20 protein-coding genes are annotated in these 17,200 nt (G+C 43.2%); 12 read left to right on the top strand and 8 right to left on the bottom strand.

The window, feature by feature from the left end:
• The first annotated feature begins 816 nt into the window (after positions 1–816).
• The 4 genes from bamD to FFF34_016610 all read left to right on the top strand — a co-directional run bounded on the left by bamD (position 817) and on the right by FFF34_016610 (position 4,330).
• Entirely contained in the window at positions 817–1,749 is a 933-nt protein-coding gene (gene bamD, locus FFF34_016625; GenBank protein ID TSD64172.1) for an outer membrane protein assembly factor BamD, read from the top strand.
• A 16-nt stretch (positions 1,750–1,765) separates the two neighbouring features.
• Positions 1,766–2,101 carry a DNA-directed RNA polymerase subunit omega gene (locus FFF34_016620; protein ID TSD64171.1) on the top strand — a complete coding sequence of 112 codons (336 nt, stop codon included), beginning with the start codon at positions 1,766–1,768 and terminating at the stop codon, positions 2,099–2,101.
• A gap of 133 nt (positions 2,102–2,234) precedes the next feature.
• A complete protein-coding gene (coaBC, locus tag FFF34_016615; GenBank protein TSD64170.1) occupies positions 2,235–3,437 on the top strand; it encodes a bifunctional phosphopantothenoylcysteine decarboxylase/phosphopantothenate--cysteine ligase CoaBC in 1,203 nt (400 codons plus the stop codon).
• Positions 3,434–4,330 (top strand): DUF4835 family protein, encoded by an 897-nt coding sequence (locus tag FFF34_016610; protein ID TSD64169.1) that lies wholly within the window; start codon positions 3,434–3,436, stop codon positions 4,328–4,330. The genes coaBC and FFF34_016610 overlap by 4 nt, the downstream gene beginning before the upstream one ends.
• Here FFF34_016610 and FFF34_016605 read toward each other — a convergent pair.
• On the bottom strand, positions 4,327–4,914 hold the full coding sequence (locus FFF34_016605) for a TetR/AcrR family transcriptional regulator (GenBank protein ID TSD64168.1): 588 nt from the start codon (positions 4,912–4,914) through the stop codon (positions 4,327–4,329). The genes FFF34_016610 and FFF34_016605 overlap by 4 nt on opposite strands.
• Before the next feature lie 155 nt (positions 4,915–5,069).
• Here FFF34_016605 and recJ point away from each other — a divergent pair, with 155 nt between their 5' ends.
• From recJ to FFF34_016580, 5 genes are all read left to right on the top strand, one after another.
• Complete coding sequence (gene recJ / locus FFF34_016600; GenBank protein ID TSD64167.1) at positions 5,070–6,770, top strand: single-stranded-DNA-specific exonuclease RecJ; 1,701 nt, start codon at positions 5,070–5,072, stop codon at positions 6,768–6,770.
• Between the two features lie 79 nt (positions 6,771–6,849).
• The gene (gene lptB, locus FFF34_016595) at positions 6,850–7,590 is read left to right on the top strand and encodes an LPS export ABC transporter ATP-binding protein (protein TSD64166.1); all 741 of its coding nucleotides are present in this window, start codon (positions 6,850–6,852) and stop codon (positions 7,588–7,590) included.
• 15 nt (positions 7,591–7,605) lie between these two features.
• Positions 7,606–9,126, top strand: coding sequence for a GH3 auxin-responsive promoter family protein (locus tag FFF34_016590; GenBank protein TSD64165.1), 1,521 nt, complete (start codon positions 7,606–7,608; stop codon positions 9,124–9,126).
• A gap of 360 nt (positions 9,127–9,486) precedes the next feature.
• Positions 9,487–9,876, top strand: a complete 390-nt coding sequence (locus FFF34_016585; protein ID TSD64164.1) for a hypothetical protein — start codon at positions 9,487–9,489, stop codon at positions 9,874–9,876.
• An 18-nt stretch (positions 9,877–9,894) separates the two neighbouring features.
• On the top strand, positions 9,895–10,284 hold the full coding sequence (locus FFF34_016580; protein ID TSD64163.1) for a hypothetical protein: 390 nt from the start codon (positions 9,895–9,897) through the stop codon (positions 10,282–10,284).
• A gap of 3 nt (positions 10,285–10,287) precedes the next feature.
• Here the strand turns inward: FFF34_016580 and folP are convergent, their stop codons facing one another.
• The gene (folP, locus tag FFF34_016575; GenBank protein TSD64194.1) at positions 10,288–11,073 is read right to left on the bottom strand and encodes a dihydropteroate synthase; all 786 of its coding nucleotides are present in this window, start codon (positions 11,071–11,073) and stop codon (positions 10,288–10,290) included.
• A 324-nt stretch (positions 11,074–11,397) separates the two neighbouring features.
• On the opposite strand from folP, the gene FFF34_016570 reads away from it, so the two are divergent.
• The 3 genes from FFF34_016570 to FFF34_016560 are packed head-to-tail and all read left to right on the top strand — an operon-like array spanning position 11,398 to position 13,528.
• Complete coding sequence (locus tag FFF34_016570; GenBank protein TSD64162.1) at positions 11,398–11,880, top strand: DUF1599 domain-containing protein; 483 nt, start codon at positions 11,398–11,400, stop codon at positions 11,878–11,880.
• Positions 11,877–13,028 carry a DoxX family protein gene (locus FFF34_016565; protein ID TSD64161.1) on the top strand — a complete coding sequence of 384 codons (1,152 nt, stop codon included), beginning with the start codon at positions 11,877–11,879 and terminating at the stop codon, positions 13,026–13,028. The genes FFF34_016570 and FFF34_016565 overlap by 4 nt, the downstream gene beginning before the upstream one ends.
• Positions 13,025–13,528, top strand: a complete 504-nt coding sequence (locus tag FFF34_016560) for a shikimate kinase (GenBank protein TSD64160.1) — start codon at positions 13,025–13,027, stop codon at positions 13,526–13,528. Before FFF34_016565 ends, FFF34_016560 begins: the two co-directional genes overlap by 4 nt.
• Before the next feature lie 294 nt (positions 13,529–13,822).
• On the opposite strand, the gene FFF34_016555 is transcribed toward FFF34_016560, so the two are convergent.
• The 6 genes from FFF34_016555 to FFF34_016530 form a co-directional block, all read right to left on the bottom strand.
• Positions 13,823–14,059: a hypothetical protein gene (locus tag FFF34_016555; GenBank protein TSD64159.1), complete on the bottom strand. Its 237-nt coding sequence runs from the start codon at positions 14,057–14,059 to the stop codon at positions 13,823–13,825.
• A 296-nt stretch (positions 14,060–14,355) separates the two neighbouring features.
• Entirely contained in the window at positions 14,356–14,865 is a 510-nt protein-coding gene (locus FFF34_016550; GenBank protein TSD64158.1) for a phosphoribosyltransferase, read from the bottom strand.
• Positions 14,866–14,919: 54 nt separating this feature from the next.
• Entirely contained in the window at positions 14,920–15,321 is a 402-nt protein-coding gene (locus FFF34_016545) for a hypothetical protein (protein ID TSD64157.1), read from the bottom strand.
• A gap of 32 nt (positions 15,322–15,353) precedes the next feature.
• A complete protein-coding gene (locus FFF34_016540) occupies positions 15,354–16,082 on the bottom strand; it encodes a hypothetical protein (GenBank protein ID TSD64156.1) in 729 nt (242 codons plus the stop codon).
• 87 nt (positions 16,083–16,169) lie between these two features.
• Positions 16,170–16,385, bottom strand: coding sequence for a DUF2442 domain-containing protein (locus FFF34_016535; protein ID TSD64155.1), 216 nt, complete (start codon positions 16,383–16,385; stop codon positions 16,170–16,172).
• An 88-nt stretch (positions 16,386–16,473) separates the two neighbouring features.
• Positions 16,474–17,199 (bottom strand): YebC/PmpR family DNA-binding transcriptional regulator, encoded by a 726-nt coding sequence (locus tag FFF34_016530; GenBank protein TSD64154.1) that lies wholly within the window; start codon positions 17,197–17,199, stop codon positions 16,474–16,476.
• Between the last annotated feature and the right edge of the window lies 1 nt (position 17,200).

Genomic DNA, 17,200 nt, shown 5'->3' with positions numbered 1-17,200 from the left:
ACAACTTCTCCAGCTCGCTATCTCTAACTTACCGTTACGCTGCATAATTTATTCTCTATCTCTTTTAAGAACTTTGTTCCTCGCCTCGCGGTTCGGTATATGTTTTCATCTTCTACGATGCTAACTTTTCAAGTGTTTATATCAAAAATCGCTTTTGATATTTTGCCCGTTTGTTTTGGGACTGCAAAGGTATGAACCTTTTTGATTTCTGCAAACTTTATTTTTTTATTTTTTCAGCTTGCTTTTTAATGAACGTCCGCTAATTTGTTTCCTCATTTGCGGGCTGCAAAGGTATTAACCTTTCTTCATTTTTGCAAGCTTTATTTTTAAATAATTTGTGTTGCAATGTTTCACAGAACGTCCCGCTATTTCGTTTGCGGGCTGCAAAGGTAAGCAAGGTTTTTAATTATGCAAACCCTTTGTAGCAAATAAGTGTTAGTGTACTTTTAACACGCTGCAAATGAGGATGAAAAATTTCAAAATATTTACACGCTATCTCCTCCTTGTCTTATTACCGGCGTTTATTAAACAAGCAAAGCCTGGGATAATTAATTAGCAATGCTGTAATAGATACAACACACCTACTTCTATTATATTATATATAGTATATACAGTGAGTTGTGCCATCATTAATTAAGTGCTATTATATACATACTATATACATCAATTAAATTATGCCTAAATACACCATATACCAGCCCATAACGTTAAAAGATGTTAAATGCGCCGCCTATATATATAAGGTGCAAAAACGGCGTTATATATTCGCCCAAATAAATAATTGACTGATTTATAATATTCACCTATCTTTGCAAAATGTTTAAAAAACAACTCATCATAATTTCAAGCGTAATGCTCCTATTAATTATTGCGCTTGGCAGTTGTAAAAGCAAGTACGAAAAGTTAAAAGCGAGTAACGATAACGCTAAGAAATACCAGGAGGCTTTAAAGTTTTATAACAAAAAGGATTACAACAAGGCACTTGGCTTGTTTGAAGACTTGGTAACCCGCTACCGCGGACGTGCCGGCTACGAAGACCTGTACTATTACTACGCTTATACCAACTATAAGCTTAAGGATTATACATCGGCCCGTTACCACTTTAAAACCTTTGCCGATACCTACCCTGCAAGCCCACGGGCCGAGGAGTGCCGGTTTATTGCTGCTTACTGTTTCTACCTCGATTCGCCAATTTATTCGCTCGATCAGGAGAATACATTAAAGGCTATTGAATCGTTACAGCTGTTTATTAACCTTTACCCAAAAAGCGACCGGGTTACCGAAGCAGGTAAACTGATACAAAACCTGCGCGATAAACTGGAGAATAAGGCTTACGCCAACGCTAAATTATATTTAACTATAGGCGATTACCAGGCGGCGGTTATTGCCTTTGGCAACATGCTGCGCGATTACCCTGATACAAAGTATGCCGAAGAGATTGAGTTTTTAACTATACGCGCACAATACGAGTACGCAAGGATAAGCCGTGAAGAAAAACAGGAAGAGCGTTATACACAAGCGATGACCTATGCCGACCAGTTTACCGAAAAATACCCGGCAAGCAAATATTTAAGAGATGCTGCCGATTATAAAAAGGATAGCCAGCGTGGCATAATACAAACAAAAAAGGTTTTGGCCGAAGCAACAGTTAACCCTAAACTGGCTAAAAAAATTGCCGCCAAGGATACGACCAACACCGCCCAGCCACCATCAATTAAAGACAGAGATAATCAGAAAATACCATATTAATAATTAAAAAAAAGACATGAGCGTTATTAACAACCCAAACAAGCCAGCTGTTGCAAGCAGCACAGTAACCCGCGATTTGCGCGAACTGGATGTGAGAACCGACAATATATATGAGTCGTTGGTAATTATGTCTAAAAGAGCTAACCAGATTTCAAACAATATAAAGGAAGAGTTACACCAAAAACTTTCTGAATTTGCATCAGCTAATGATAACCTGGAAGAAGTTTTTGAAAACCGCGAGCAGATAGAGATATCAAAACATTACGAAAAGTTACCTAAGCCTACCTTAATTGCAGTGCAGGAATTTTTAGATAATAAGATATACTACCGCAACCCATCTAAAGAGCAATAATACTTATTCCCTAACGGGAAAATATAAACAGAAGCCCCTATCGTTGATGACAGGGGCTTTGTTTGTTTAAAAACGATTACGTTGTTATATATTTGGCGGGTATTCTGTTAAAAAGGATATAAGGATAGGGTTTATGCTTGAAAATAAAAATATTGTTTTAGGTGTTTGCGGTAGCATAGCGGCTTATAAAACAGCCCCACTGGTGCGTTTACTGGTAAAGGCCGGTGCCAACGTACAAGTGGTGATGACACCCGATGCCACCAACTTTATTACGCCGCTTACACTATCTACCCTTTCAAAAAATCCGGTTTATTCGGCATACTTTAAAACCGAAACCGGCGAATGGAACAACCATGTTGAGCTTGGCCTTTGGGCCGATATAATGCTTATTGCACCCGCAAGTGCCAATACCATGGCTAAAATGGCTGGCGGTCTGGTCGACAATTTGCTTACCGCGGTATATCTTTCGGCAAAATGCCCGGTGTACTTTGCCCCTGCCATGGATCTGGACATGTGGAAACACGAGGCAACCCGGCAAAACATTACCACCCTGCAAACATTTGGCAATACATTAATACCACCCGGCAAAGGCGAACTGGCCAGCGGTTTATATGGCGAGGGCCGCATGGCCGAGCCTGAAGAGATAGTAGCGTTTTTGGAAAGTGATATTAAAAGCAGAATGCCCTTAGCAGGGCAGCAGATACTGGTTACCGCAGGGCCCACCTACGAGGCTATAGACCCTGTACGTTTTATAGGTAACCATTCATCGGGTAAAATGGGCTTTGCTATTGCCGATGAACTGGCAGCTATGGGAGCTGATGTTACTTTAATTGCCGGGCCAAGCGCGCAGCAAAGCAAACAGCGGGCTATAAAACGTATTGATGTAACCAGCGCGGCCGATATGCTTGAGCAATGCCTGGCACATTTTAGCACAGCAAAGGCCTGTGTAATGTGCGCCGCCGTAGCCGATTATACACCGGTTACCGTTGCCACCCAAAAAATAAAGAAGCAAGATGGCGGCCTTAATATCGAATTAAAGAAAACCACCGACATACTAAAAACATTGGGCGCCCAAAAACAACCCGGCCAGGTATTGGTCGGCTTTGCGCTGGAAACAAATAACGAAGAAGAAAACGCGGTTGATAAGCTGCAAAAGAAAAATCTTGACCTAATTGTACTAAATTCGTTAAATGATGAAGGTGCCGGGTTTAAAGGCAATACCAATAAGGTAACCCTAATAGACCGCGACCTGCATAAAACCAGCTTCGAGTTAAAAACAAAGGCCGAGGTGGCCCATGATATTTGTATGAAAGTTGCCGAACTGATAAATAAATGAAAAGATACCTGTTGCTGAGCATTTTGTTTCTTTATGGCTGCGTGGCAAAAGCGCAGGACCTGAACGCGCGGGTAAAAATACTCACCCCCAAAATTCAGGTAGCCAATAAACGGATATTCCAAACCCTGGAAACCGCTATGAAAGACTTTTTAAACGGGCGCAAGTGGAGCCAGGACCCGATATTACCACAGGAGCGTATTGAATGTAACTTTGTACTGAATATCACCAGTTGGGATGGTAGCAGCAATTTTAGCGGCGATTTACAGGTACAGTCGTCAAGACCGGTATACGGCTCAACTTATACCACTACCCTGCTTAATATTAATGATAAGGATGTTGACTTTACCTATAACGAAGGGCAAACAATAGATTTTAGCGACCAAAACTTTCAGGGCAACCTCAGCTCGGTAATGGCTTTTTATGCCTATGTTATTATAGGGTTAGATTATGATTCGTTTTCTCGCTTTGGCGGAACCAATTACTTTTTGGCGGCACAAAACGTTGCCCTTAACGCGCAAACATCATCATTTAAAGGCTGGAAAGCGTTTGACAGTAACCTAAACCGGTACTGGCTATCAGAAAACCTCAATAACAAACTTTACCAGAATTTGCGAGGTGTTATATACGATTACCACCGCTATGGGCTTGATGTAATGGCCGATAATGCTAGCAAGGGCCGCAAAGCGATATTGGCCGACTTGTCTATACTGGCACAGGTAGATAGGAAACGCTTAGGTTCATACTTCCCGCTGGTGTTTTTTACCGCCAAAAATGCCGAACTGGTTTCAGTTTTAAGCGGGGCATCATCGCAAGAGAAAGCGCAGGCCGTAAACATTCTATCGCAAGCCGACCCTGCAAACGGCAATAAATACCAGGTATTAAAGGGGCGTTAAGCCAAACCCTGCAGGTAATTTTTAAACTCCTGCAAATAACCTGCATAACATGCCGTACCCAAGGCCTTACCCATACTGCGTATACCACTGTAACCACTGATAACAAAAAAGGCAACTTGCGCAGCATTTACGCCTTTGGCTATAGCACCGTTTTTACTCCCCTCGTTTAAAACAGCTTCAATAGCCTGCTGCCATTCGTCGGTTAGTTTTAGTAAGGCGGTTTTAAAGACATCGTTACCGGGTGCCATTTCTTCTAATAGGTTTATTGCGGGGCAGCCGTATCTGGCCCGTAAAAAAGGCACTTTAAGCAATGCATTGCGCATCATTTCGTAAATATCGCTAATAGGGTCATGGGCTTCTAAAAGTGGCTTTACCAAAACGCCGTACATGCCGGGGTAAATAATTTCGTTGATCATGGCCAGGCCCATCTCGTCTTTATTTTTAAAGTGGTAAAAAAACGCGCCCTTTGTAACCTTGGTGGTAGCCAGTATATTATCTATACTGGTAGCCTGGTAGCCATTTTTGTAAATAAGGTCGAACGATTTTTGAAGGATCATTAAACGGGTGGTGGCAGCTTTCGACATATGATACCAATTAGTATGTTTTAACAAACTTAAGCGAAAGTTATCAGGCTTCCTAATTTATTTTGTTGGCTAGATATCCAATTAAAATTTAAACCATAACACTGCGTTCTATCATCCAATAACTATCTTTACTCTTTTTAAGCGATATACTATTTATGAATAAACGGTGGATGTTAAATGATGCGGCAGATGAGAATTTGGTTAACCACCTGTCGGCAGCGCTTAACATAGGCCCTGTTTTGGCTAAGCTGCTTGTAAACAGGGACATAACCAGTTTCGACGAAGCAAAGTACTTCTTTCGCCCCAGCCACCTGCACCTGCACGACCCATTCCTGATGCAGGACATGGAAAAGGCTATCGACCGCATTGAGCAAGCCATAGCCTCCGGCGAAAAGATACTGGTTTACGGCGATTACGACGTTGACGGCACCACAGCCGTAGCATTGGTATACAGCTTTTTCAAAAAGCATCATCAAAACATCGAATATTATATTCCTGACAGGTATAAAGAAGGGTATGGCATATCTACCCAAGGAATAGACTATGCCGCCGAAAACGGTTTTGGGCTTATCATCGCTTTAGATTGCGGCATAAAGTCGGTTGATAAGATTGCCTACGCCAATACACTGGGTGTAGATTTTATTATTTGCGACCACCACCTGCCGGGTGAGGAACTGCCCGCCGCCGTAGCCGTGCTCGACCCCAAACGCGCTGATTGCGAATATCCCTTTAAAGAATTATCGGGCTGCGGTATAGGCTTAAAGTTGGTACAAGCCTATGCAGAAAAACACGACCTGCCATTTGAAGAGGTGAGCACCTATTTTGACCTGGTGGCTATTAGCATTGCATGCGATATTGTACATATTAAAGGCGAAAACCGTGTATTGGCCCACTTAGGTTTAGAGAAGATAAACAGCAACCCCTGCATTGGCGTAAAAATGCTGATGGAGGTATCGGGCAGGACAAAAGAGTATACGATATCTGATATAGTATTTTTGTTAGGCCCTCGCATTAATGCCGCCGGGCGTATTGATGACGCCAAACACGCTGTTGAGTTATTAATAGCCTGCCACGAAGATGCCGCCAAAGAAAAAGGCGACCTGATCAACATAAAAAACACCGAACGCAAAGGCCACGACCAGCAAATTACCGACGAGGCTTTGAGCATGATAGATAACGATGCCATTTTAATAGGGCGTAAATCTACCGTGGTGTTTAACGAGAACTGGCACAAAGGTGTAATTGGCATAGTGGCATCGCGGCTTACCGAAAAGTATTACCGCCCTACCGTAGTGCTTACCCGCTCAAACGGGCATGTGGCCGGCTCGGCGCGCTCGGTTTTGGGGTACGACCTGTACGAAGCCCTTTGCGGTTGCAGCGACCTGCTGATACAATTTGGCGGGCACAAATATGCGGCAGGCCTAACCATGGCACCCGAAAACGTACCAGCTTTTATAGACCGGTTTGAAGAAGTAGTAGGCGCTACCATCACCGCCGAGCAACTGATACAGCAAGTAAGCATTGATGCCGAGATAGAACTAAAGGATATCGACTCCAAATTCTTCAGGATACTGAACCAGTTTGCACCGTTTGGGCCGGAGAACATGGCGCCGGTTTTCCTCAGCAAAAATGTGTATGTTAGCGGTAACGCGGGCCTGGTGGGCAGTAACCATGTTAAAATGTTTATTATGCAACCCGGTTCGGCAAGCTTTAGCAGCATTGCATTTAACCAGGCCGGGCTGCTGCCACTATTGAAACCTAATACACCGTTTGACGTTTGTTATACTATTGAAGAGAATATTTGGCGCGAGCAACGCTCCATACAACTAAACATAAAGGGGATACGGTTTATGTAAAAAGTCAAACTTAAAAAGTCAAAAAGCAACACGCTTAAACCAGACTTTTAAATTTTTACTTTTGAATTTTGAGTTATACATGATATTACGAGCAGAAAATTTAGTAAAAAAATATAAGCAGCGCACCGTTGTTAACGATGTTACCTTTAACGTGGAGCAAGGCGAAATTGTGGGTTTGCTTGGGCCAAACGGCGCCGGTAAAACTACATCCTTTTACATGATAGTGGGTTTGATAAAACCCAACGAGGGCCGCATATTTTTAGATGACGAAGATATAACCGATAACCCCATGTATCGCCGCGCGCAAAAAGGCATTGGCTACCTGGCACAGGAAGCATCGGTGTTTCGTAAGCTTTCGGTAGAGGATAATATTAAGGCCGTGCTGGAGATGGGTAAAATGAGTAAGGAAAAACAGCGCGACAAGTTGGAAGAACTGATAGACGAGTTTAGTTTACATAAGGTACGCCAAAACCGTGGCGATCTGCTATCGGGTGGTGAGCGCCGCCGTACCGAAATTGCCCGCGCCCTTGCTGCCGAACCTAACTTTATATTGCTGGATGAGCCCTTTGCCGGGGTTGACCCTATTGCCGTTGAGGAGATACAGGCTATGGTTGCCAAATTAAGGCACCGCAACATCGGCATTTTAATAACCGACCACAACGTACAGGAAACCCTGTCTATTACCGACCGCGCTTATTTGTTGTTTGAAGGTAAGATATTAGAATCGGGCGTACCCGAGGTATTGGCCGCTAACGAGATGGTGCGAAAAGTTTACCTTGGCGCAAACTTTGTATTAAAAAGAAAAACATTCGCCCAATAATAGCTATATTAGTTTATGACCATTTTTAACTCTGTATTTACCTGGTTCATGAAAAAGCGTATCCACCAGATAGAGCTTTTTATGAAATACCCCAACGAAGTACAGGAAGAGTGGTTTGAACAATTGGTTGCCGGTGCCGAAAATACCGAATGGGGTAAACAGCATCATTATAAAAGCATCGAAAATCTGGCCGATTTTAAGGAGCGGGTACCCATTCAAAACTACGATACGCTAAAGCCCTACATCGAGCGGATGCTTAAAGGCGAGCAAAATGTATTGTGGCCGTCAGAAATCCGCTGGTTTGCCAAATCATCGGGCACCACCAGCGATCGTAGTAAGTTTATCCCTGTAAGCGAAGAATCGTTAGAGGAATGCCACTTTAAAGGCGGCAAGGATATGCTTACCCTTTATTTTAACAACAGGCCAAACGCGCGCATATTTACCGGCAAAAGCTTAACCTTAGGTGGCAGCCACCAGGTTGGGCAACTAAATGCCGATACTTTTTTTGGCGATCTATCGGCCGTTATCATGAAGAACCTGCCCCTTTGGGCCGAGTTTTACCGCACCCCCCACCTGGATATTGCCCTGCTTGATAACTTTGAAGAGAAAATAGAGAAAATGGCCTATGCCACCAAAGATGTTAATGTAACCAGCATCAGCGGTGTGCCCACCTGGAATATACTGCTGTTTAAACGCATCCTCGAAATCACCGGCAAAAACAATTTGTTAGAAGTATGGCCAAATTTGGAGTTGTATTTTCATGGAGCGGTTAACTTTACGCCTTATCGCGATCAGTTTAAAAAGCTGATACCGAACGAGGAGATGTATTACCTGGAAACCTACAATGCATCCGAAGGATTTTTTGGTATACAGGACCAGGAAGAGCCCGGCGACCTATTGCTGATGCTGGATTACGGCATATTTTACGAGTTTTTGCCTTTAGAGCACCTTAATGACGAAAACCCGCAAACGTTAACCCTTGACGAGGTTGAACTGAACAAGAACTACGCGCTCATCATTAGCACCAATGCCGGTTTATGGCGATACCTGATTGGCGATACCATACGGTTTAGCTCGCTATCGCCCTATCGCATACAAATAACCGGCCGCACCAAGCACTTTATTAATGCCTTTGGCGAAGAGCTGATAATAGATAACGCCGAACGCGCGCTGGCCGAAGCCTGCTCGCAAACGGGTGCCATTATACGCGATTACACCGCCGCGCCGGTTTATTTTAAGGATAACGAGTGTGGATCGCACGAGTGGCTGATAGAGTTTGAAAAACGCCCCGCAGAGTTTGAACGCTTTGTAGATCTGCTTGACGAAACCCTTAGGCGCGTAAACTCTGATTACGACGCTAAGCGATTTAAAGACATGGCCCTGCGCCGCCCTATAGTTCACCGGGTTGCCGAAGGCACCTTTTTTAATTGGATGAAAGAAAAAGGCAAGCTTGGCGGCCAGCACAAAGTACCCCGCCTGGCCAACAACCGCGAATACGTAGATGCCATCTTAAAAATGACCGAACTGGTCAGTTAGTCTACCTTTCTATATCAATCCGTCATGCCGAATTTCTGCCCTTATTGGTTGTCACTATAGGTGTGGGGAAGACTTTTTAATTTCCTCCTTGGGGAGGGGTGCGGTTAGAAATGAGCGGAAAGGCAGGGAGGGGTTTATATAAGCGATGGGGTAAAAAGTAGTTTAAACGCCTGATTTTAACCCCTACCTCCTCCTTCCCCAAGGAAGGAATCGCACATCCTCTGCACCATTGTCACCAAAAATCGCCAATGCAATGAACGTACATGTTTTTACCTGTTCTAAACATTGATAAAAAATTATTTTTACCACCCTGTAGCGTTTCCCCAACATTTGCGTAATTATCTGTAAACCTGAATCAAAATGAAAAAAGCTTTACTATTAGTTGTTGTTGCCATCATAATGGCAGCCTGCACAAAAGAGGGAATGGTGAGTCCCGGTTATTTTGGCAAATACGAATTAAGGGCCAGTTATGGCGGCTTAGCCGGTTTTAACAATAAGTACCAGCCCGGTAATGGCAATATATTTGAATTTAAAAGCGACAGTACCTTTGTACGGTACGAGAAAAATAAAGCCGAAGAAAGTGGCGTTTACCATATTAAAATAGATACCACGGTTAATGGCGCAAAATTTGGCACCATTGTGCTTGGCACTAATAATTATCCCGAAGCCTTCAGCATTAAGGCCGATACCATTACCATTGGCACAACGCTAACTGATGGCATAGCCTCCGACTACGTTAAAATTCAGTAACCATTATTACATCTACCCATGAAAAAAGCATTATTACTTGTTGCTATTGTTTGCAGCTTTGCTGCCTGTAAAAAAGATAAACCAGCTACTACTAACAGCGTGTTTGGCAAGTGGGAACTGCGGGCCATACAAAGCAATTTACCAAACCCTACCATACAACCCGCTGGTAACGGCGATATATACGTATTTAAAAGCGATAGCTCGTATGTGCGCTACCTGGATAATAAGATAAAAAGCCAGGGCAAATTCAGCATCAAAATAACCGAGGTAAGGGATACCATTAAGGGAGGCACCATTTATTTAACCAACCCAACTTATACCGATGCCTTCCAGATAAGGCCAACAACTATTGTTATCGGCTCGTCAGCCGCCGACGGGCCATCGTATTACTATAAAAAAATAAAGTAAGGCTTAATTTTTTTGAGTCGCGGTAACCACTTCAACTATTTGAACAGCCTCTACCGCTTGCTTTACATCGTGTACACGCAATATACCGGCACCCTTCATCAGGGCAATGGTGTTTAGGGCTGTAGTACCGTTTAGCACATTTTCGGCGGTGGTACCCAATAAGCCATAGATCATCCTTTTGCGCGATACACCTGCTAGCACCGGCAATTGCAGCGGCGCAAAATCTTGCAGCCGGTTCATCAGGTGGTAACTGTGTTGCTGTTTTTTTGCAAAGCCAAAGCCGGGGTCTAAAATAATATCATGCAGCCCCAATTGCTTTAACTGGTATACTTTGTTTACAAAATAATCGTACACCTCGGCAAAAACATCATCGTACTGCGCCAGGCTGTTCATGTTTTGCGGCGTACCTTTCATATGCATCAATATGTAAGGCACCTGCAGGCGGGCCACAGTGGCAAACATATCCTCATCCAGTTGGCCGCCGCTTATATCGTTAATTATATTCGCGCCTGCCTTAATAGCGGCAACGGCCACCTGCGCCCTAAAAGTATCAACAGAAATTACAGCACCGGGGCAATTAACCACAATAGCCTCAATGGCAGGTAACAATCGGTCGGTTTCCTCCTGTATGCTAATATCAGCTGCACCGGGGCGCGATGAGTAAGCGCCGATATCTAATATATCGGCCCCATCATTTCTCATTTGTTGTGCTTGCTGTATAATGGCGGTTGCATCTGTTTTACGGCTACCGGCATAAAACGAATCGGGGGTGATATTGATGATACCCATTACTTTTGGGGTACTTAAGTCTATCAATTTACCCCCTGCATTAAGGGTTACTTTTTTCTGAAAAAATGTATCTTTAGCCACTTTAACGTTGGAATGTTTAAAGGTTTGAATGTTGTAAAGTTAAATTAACTTTATTCAAATCCTTTACTATACTTAACATGCCGGGCACCTTTTATTAAAGGAGCAAAAAGGAGATGTAATAACATACTCTGCAATCTGGCAAGTGGGTAACATTTCAACATTCAAACCTTTCAACATTACAACAAATTGAGCAATACAGCAGCAGAATACGAAGCGGTAATAAATGTTTGCAAAGGCCTTTTTATGAAAAAGACCCGCGACTACGGCACCGCGTGGCGCATTTTAAGGCCCGAATCTATCACCGACCAAATATTTATTAAGGCGCAACGCATACGTACCCTCGAAGAAAAAAAGATATCCAAGGTGGGCGATGACATTACCGGCGAATACATTGGCATTGTAAACTATTGTATTATTGCCATGATGCAGCTTGACTCGACCGACGAAACACCCTATGAACTCAATGCCGACCATGTTGAGCAGCTTTTTGACGAAAAGGCTAACGAGACTAAGGAACTGATGTTTGCCAAAAACCACGATTATGGCGAGGCCTGGCGCGATATGCGCATCAGCTCGTTAACTGATCTGATACTGATGAAGTTGCTGCGTGTAAAACAGATAGAAGATAACAAAGGCCAAACACTGGCATCCGAAGGTGTAAAAGCCAATTACCAGGACATGCTTAACTATGCTGTTTTCGCGCTGATAAAATTGGGCGTAAAATGAAGAACGGATTAGTTTGGTTTTGCAGGATAGCGGTAGGGCTGTTATTCATTTTTTCGGGCCTTATAAAAGCTAACGATCCTTTGGGCTTTTCGTACAAGCTGGAAGAATACTTCGAGGTTTTTCACCTTACCTTTTTAAATGGCCTGGCGCTTAGCTTTGCTGTAATACTATGTGCGCTGGAGATGGTATTAGGCTTCGCCTTGTTAGTGGGCACACGCGCTATACAAGTGGTTTGGGGCCTGTTGCTGCTCATTATATTTTTTGGCTTTTTAACATTTTACTCGGCCTATTTTAAAGTAGTGCAAACCTGCGGCTGCTTTGGCGATGCCATACCCCTAACCCCATGGCAATCGTTTTTAAAAGATATGGTGCTGCTGCTGCTGGTAGTGGTGCTGTTTGTAAACCGCCGCAGCATCAGATCAATAGTTAACCCTAAAACCGGCGAAAAATTAATTATTGCTGCCACTATAGTAGCTGTTGGCTTTGGCTTATACACCTATAACTTTTTGCCCGTGGTAGATTTTTTGCCTTACAAAATTGGCAATAACATACTTAACGAAATGAAAACCCCGCCGGGTGCCAAACCGGATGAATTTGAAGTAACCTATCACCTTAAAAATAAAAAAACTAAAGAAACTAAGGTGATGAGCGATAAGGAGTACCTTAAAACTGCCATTTGGAAAGATACCAACTGGGAGATTGAAGGCACACCCGAAACCCGTTTGGTTAAAAAAGGTTTTGAACCTAAAATTCGTGACCTGGCCATACAGGATGCACAGGGCAACAATTATAACCAGGAATTACTATCGAGCCCTTTTTACAGTCTAATAATTGTAGCCTACAATTTAGAGAGCACCAGTACCAATGCGCTTGCCCGTATTAATGCCTTAAGTGCAAATTTGATACAAAACTATAATACCCGCGTTATACTGCTTACTTCAAACGCGCCGGCCAACGCCGAGGTATTTGCCAAACAGCATAAATTAGTGGCCGAGTTGTTTTATGCCGATGGCGTGCCGTTAAAAACCATGGTACGATCAAACCCCGGTATAATTTTATTAAAGAATGGCACCGTAGTAAACAAATGGCATTACCACAATATGCCTAAGTACGATGACCTGGTTAAAAACTACCTGAACAAGCAATGAGCCTTATTTTTTTGATAGGATTTATGGGCTGCGGCAAAACCTCGTGGGGCAAAAAGCTATCGGCGGGTATGCAATATAACTTTATTGACCTTGACCACGCCCTTGAAGAAAAGGCAGGCATGAGCGTTGCCGACTACTTTGCCACCCATGGCGAGGATGCCTTTCGCAGGCTGGAATCGGAAGTGCTGAAGCAAACCAATTACCCCCAAAACACCATCGTATCTACAGGTGGTGGCCTGCCCTGCTTTTTCGACCATATGGATTGGATGAACAGCCATGGCCAAACCCTATACATTAAACTATCCCCAAAAACCCTGGCCGACCGCTTAGAGAACGCCCGCATTAAACGCCCCCTGCTGCACGGCAAACACGGCGATGAACTGGTTAACTTTATTGCCCAAAAATTAGCCGAGCGCGAAGGCTTTTACAACCAGGCCACCCACATTATTGACGGCATTAACATGAGTGTTGATGGGCTAATAGAGGTGGTGAAGGGTTAAGGCCACTTACTATAGGCCATCCTATTATCAATTATAGAAACTATACTTACAGTGTTTTTAGAAACGGTGTAGAAAACAGATAACTGCTTACTAAGAACTGCGCGATGGATTTTTATATTCTTGATGCTTTTGGGATACAAGCCCGGGAAAACCACAATAATTTTCTCAAAGCTTTGGAGCAATAAATAAAACTTGTCGACTTCTTTCTGTGTGAAATGATGTAGTAAATAAGTCTTGATCTCTGTAGCATTATCCAACGACCGGGCCGAATAGACAACAACCAAATCAGTAGGATCAGGCATTTTTTAATTTTTTCCAAAAATCATCTGAAGAAATCACCCGTCCGCTTTCAATGTCAGCTAATCCCTGGTTTATATTTTCAATTTGAGTATCGGTTAAATCATCCCACCAATCCTTATCGGACCTGGAATTTTTTAAGCCTTCCAAAAAAGAAAGCATATTAGTATCTGACAGCTGCTCGATCCATGCTATCAGGCTTCCTTTAGTTTCTTTTATTTCGGCTATTGACATATAACAAATTTAAACATTGAAAATCTATTCTTACAAATATCTGCAGATATTTCTAAAGTTTTAGTGACAGTGTTTTGTCAGTAATTTTAAAATGCGATTTGTGTTTTTGCCGATTTGGAGATAAAGCAAATTCCAAAAAATCTAAATATTACTAGGAATTATGGAAATTATTGCTTAGATTATAGAAGCCGGGAAGAACAAAAAAAACGAAAACGCCACAGCATAAACTGTAAAAAAAACGAATAAAAACGAAAAATTTATAGCAGGGTGTGGAATGGTACCAAATGGTTTAGGATCTATCTGAGGTAAACCGCGTCTTCTTGTCCGGCCTGGTCTAAAACAACATCAACATGCTCCTTAATCACGGTAGATAGTGCCACCCCCGCATAGTCTGTAGTCACCGGGAAACTCTTGTGGTTACGGTCGATAAGGACCACGGTACGCAGCTTTTTAAGCGGCACATCCAGGAAAACGCCGAAGCCATAAGCCAGGGTTTTACCGCTGTTAAGCACGTCATCAACCAACACCACTACCTTGTTGCTGCAGTCCTGTACATCAAAGTCGGTTTTAGAGTGCAGCTGACTGCTTTGCTTATCTAACTCAATGGTTATCAGGCGGCTTTTAAAGGGGGCAATCTTGTCTAAAACAGCCTTTAAGCGCTCTGCAAGGTGGTTTCCGCGCGGTAGTATACCCGCTATGATGATCTCGGTCTCATCAAAATTATCTTCCAGTATCTGGTAAGCAATACGATCTATCTTTTGCTGTATTTGGGTACTATTTAAAATCAGGATCTTCTTATCAGACATACCGTTTTGAACTAATTATAAGGTAAATATAAAGGTTAGCTTTAATAATTACTATTATCCTTTTACATAGGGATAATATACAAAGTTAGCACCCTCGGGCACTACTACAAACACACACATATAGTCGTGCGGGTTTTTGTAGGTGTTCAAAAAACGCTCCTTCAGTTCGGGTTTGATAATACCACGTTCTACAAACTCCTCAACGGTTGATGCATGTATGCTCCACTCGGTGTTTAGCTCGTTCCTATCCAGTATCACTTCGCCCAGCTTCAGTTCGTGCTGGTGGGCTATAAATATGGGTTGTGCCGATAGGCCCTCTACCATTATCTCTACCGCTACCTCGCGGATAGATTCGTTAAAAAACTTCAGGTCGCGCTCTAAACTAACCAGCGGACTGTCCTTTTTTACTTTGTTGGGTTCGGCAGTATTGTCGTTAAGCAGTTCTTCGGGATCCATATTATCAGTTCAAAAAAATCTGTTATCAATTATTATTCTTCGGGCGGTTTTGGCTTTATTGTTTTAGCATTAAAGCGCGGTTTAAAACCTGCCGGTTTTGAAACTACCGGCTCGTCGGTTGGTGCAGGTTCAACATTTGAGGGTGCTTCATCCAGCTTAGTCTCTTCAACATCAGCAGGTTTAGGCGCGGCCATTTTCATGTTAAACCTTAGCTTAAACCCGGCAGGCTTTGCTGCTGTTGGCTCGTCAGATGGTGCAGGTTCAACGTTTGAGGATGCTTCTTCCGGCTTAGTCTCTTCAACATCAGCAGGCTTAGGCGCGGCCATTTTCATGTTAAACCTTGGCTTAAACCCAGCCGGCTTTGGTGCCGCTGTTTCTTCAGCAGGTTGTTCTGTTTCCGCCGGTTGAACATCGGCAGTTGGTATATCAATATCCTTAGTTTCGGCTGGTTTGCTTACCATACCAGGTTTAAACCTGGGCTTAAAACCAACAGACGGCGCGGGTATCTTTTCGTCCAGAATAGATTCGACGATGGTTTGCTCGGCAAGGCGGTTTTCTAGATGTACCTTATCGGGCTTTAATTCGGGTGCCAGATGATATTGTAGCCTAAGCTTGTTAAACCAGTATTTTTTAGTGTGGTCGAAACTCTTTTCGCCCATTTCATCAAAGTGCGTTCTAAATTCAGAGAACAGACCCGGTTCGGCCGCCTGTAAGGCTGTAAGGTCAATCCTCTTCTTATTAAAAAACTCTTCGAAAGTCATATACTTGAAACATATGAGAAGCAAAAATCGGCGTGTAAGATCATTGTCTTGTTTCCTTTCCTGCCGCTTGATTCTTATTTCTTAATTCTATAGCGCCACGTCCACATCCAGCTTATTAAACCTTATACCGGTACTGGTTTGCACCCAGTCCTCGCGCGCTTCATCGCTTGCGTGTAGCAACTTTGGGAACCACTCCAACGGGAAGGCCTGTTGTTTACCATCAGCTTTCTCCACAAAAAGTAAACCATTGGCGAAGGTTACCTTAACTTTTTTTTCCTGCTTGCTTGATGAGAATAAGGGCATACATTAAAGTTAAAAGTTAGAGTTAAAAGTCTAAAGTCATTAACACGGCGGATAATCCCAAATTGAACGTCCGAAATTCAAAATAGAACTACTCGGCCATGTTATGATACACCGCCTGTACATCGTCGTCGTCCTCTAAGCGGTCAACAATCTTTAGCACGTCAACAGCCTGTTCTTCGGTTACCGATGTGGTAGATAAAGGTATACGCTCCAGTTTAGCCGATTTGGTTTCTATACCTAATTCTTCTAAGGCCTTTTGCATTTTACCAAAATCTTCAAATGCGGTATGTATAACGGCAACATCGTTTCCTTCTTCATCTGCCTCTACAAAAAGGTCTTCCAGGCCGGCATCTATCAATTCAAATTCCAGCTCTTCCAGATCACGGTCGCCGGGTACAAATGTGAAAACAGATTTCCGGCTAAAAATAAAATCAAGCGAACCTGTTTTGCCTAACGTACCACCGTACTTAGTAAAGTAGCTACGTACATTGGCAACTGTGCGGTTAATGTTATCAGTCGCGGTTTCTACCAATATGGCTACACCATGTTGCGCGTAACCTTCGTAAACCAGCTCTTCGTAATCTTTTTCATCACGGCTGGTTGCTCTTTTGATAGCAGCTTCTACCCTATCTTTAGGCATATTAACCGCCTTTGAGTTTTGTATAGCAGTGCGCAGGCGCGAGTTAGAGTTAGGGTCGCCGCCACCGGCTTTTACCGCCATTACAATTTCTTTCCCTAAACGGGTAAACTGTACGGCCATTTTGGCCCAACGCTTAAATTTTCTCTCTTTACGGAATTCAAATGCTCTTCCCATT

Origin of the sequence: Inquilinus sp. KBS0705 (genome assembly GCA_005938025.2) — a bacterium.
Lineage (GTDB): Bacteria > Bacteroidota > Bacteroidia > Sphingobacteriales > Sphingobacteriaceae > Mucilaginibacter.
The sequence above is the reverse complement of the archived record's forward strand: the minus strand, read 5'-3'. Positions and strand labels throughout refer to the sequence as shown.

What these genes read in the sequence shown, in the direction of transcription:
- FFF34_016620 (TSD64171.1), top strand. Translation starts at nt 1,766, where the DNA reads ATGAGCGTTATTAACAACCCAAACAAGCCAGCTGTTGCAAGCAGCACA.
- FFF34_016570 (TSD64162.1), top strand. Translation starts at nt 11,398, where the DNA reads ATGAAAAAGACCCGCGACTACGGCACCGCGTGGCGCATTTTAAGGCCC.
- lptB (TSD64166.1), top strand. Translation starts at nt 6,850, where the DNA reads ATGATATTACGAGCAGAAAATTTAGTAAAAAAATATAAGCAGCGCACC.
- FFF34_016590 (TSD64165.1), top strand. Translation starts at nt 7,606, where the DNA reads ATGACCATTTTTAACTCTGTATTTACCTGGTTCATGAAAAAGCGTATC.
- FFF34_016605 (TSD64168.1), bottom strand. Translation starts at nt 4,914, where the DNA reads ATGTCGAAAGCTGCCACCACCCGTTTAATGATCCTTCAAAAATCGTTC.
- FFF34_016550 (TSD64158.1), bottom strand. Translation starts at nt 14,865, where the DNA reads ATGTCTGATAAGAAGATCCTGATTTTAAATAGTACCCAAATACAGCAA.
- FFF34_016560 (TSD64160.1), top strand. Translation starts at nt 13,025, where the DNA reads ATGAGCCTTATTTTTTTGATAGGATTTATGGGCTGCGGCAAAACCTCG.
- FFF34_016545 (TSD64157.1), bottom strand. Translation starts at nt 15,321, where the DNA reads ATGGATCCCGAAGAACTGCTTAACGACAATACTGCCGAACCCAACAAA.
- FFF34_016540 (TSD64156.1), bottom strand. Translation starts at nt 16,082, where the DNA reads ATGACTTTCGAAGAGTTTTTTAATAAGAAGAGGATTGACCTTACAGCC.
- FFF34_016610 (TSD64169.1), top strand. Translation starts at nt 3,434, where the DNA reads ATGAAAAGATACCTGTTGCTGAGCATTTTGTTTCTTTATGGCTGCGTG.
- FFF34_016565 (TSD64161.1), top strand. Translation starts at nt 11,877, where the DNA reads ATGAAGAACGGATTAGTTTGGTTTTGCAGGATAGCGGTAGGGCTGTTA.
- FFF34_016585 (TSD64164.1), top strand. Translation starts at nt 9,487, where the DNA reads ATGAAAAAAGCTTTACTATTAGTTGTTGTTGCCATCATAATGGCAGCC.
- FFF34_016555 (TSD64159.1), bottom strand. Translation starts at nt 14,059, where the DNA reads ATGTCAATAGCCGAAATAAAAGAAACTAAAGGAAGCCTGATAGCATGG.
- FFF34_016530 (TSD64154.1), bottom strand. Translation starts at nt 17,199, where the DNA reads ATGGGAAGAGCATTTGAATTCCGTAAAGAGAGAAAATTTAAGCGTTGG.
- FFF34_016535 (TSD64155.1), bottom strand. Translation starts at nt 16,385, where the DNA reads ATGCCCTTATTCTCATCAAGCAAGCAGGAAAAAAAAGTTAAGGTAACC.
- FFF34_016580 (TSD64163.1), top strand. Translation starts at nt 9,895, where the DNA reads ATGAAAAAAGCATTATTACTTGTTGCTATTGTTTGCAGCTTTGCTGCC.
- coaBC (TSD64170.1), top strand. Translation starts at nt 2,235, where the DNA reads ATGCTTGAAAATAAAAATATTGTTTTAGGTGTTTGCGGTAGCATAGCG.
- folP (TSD64194.1), bottom strand. Translation starts at nt 11,073, where the DNA reads ATGGGTATCATCAATATCACCCCCGATTCGTTTTATGCCGGTAGCCGT.
- recJ (TSD64167.1), top strand. Translation starts at nt 5,070, where the DNA reads ATGAATAAACGGTGGATGTTAAATGATGCGGCAGATGAGAATTTGGTT.
- bamD (TSD64172.1), top strand. Translation starts at nt 817, where the DNA reads ATGTTTAAAAAACAACTCATCATAATTTCAAGCGTAATGCTCCTATTA.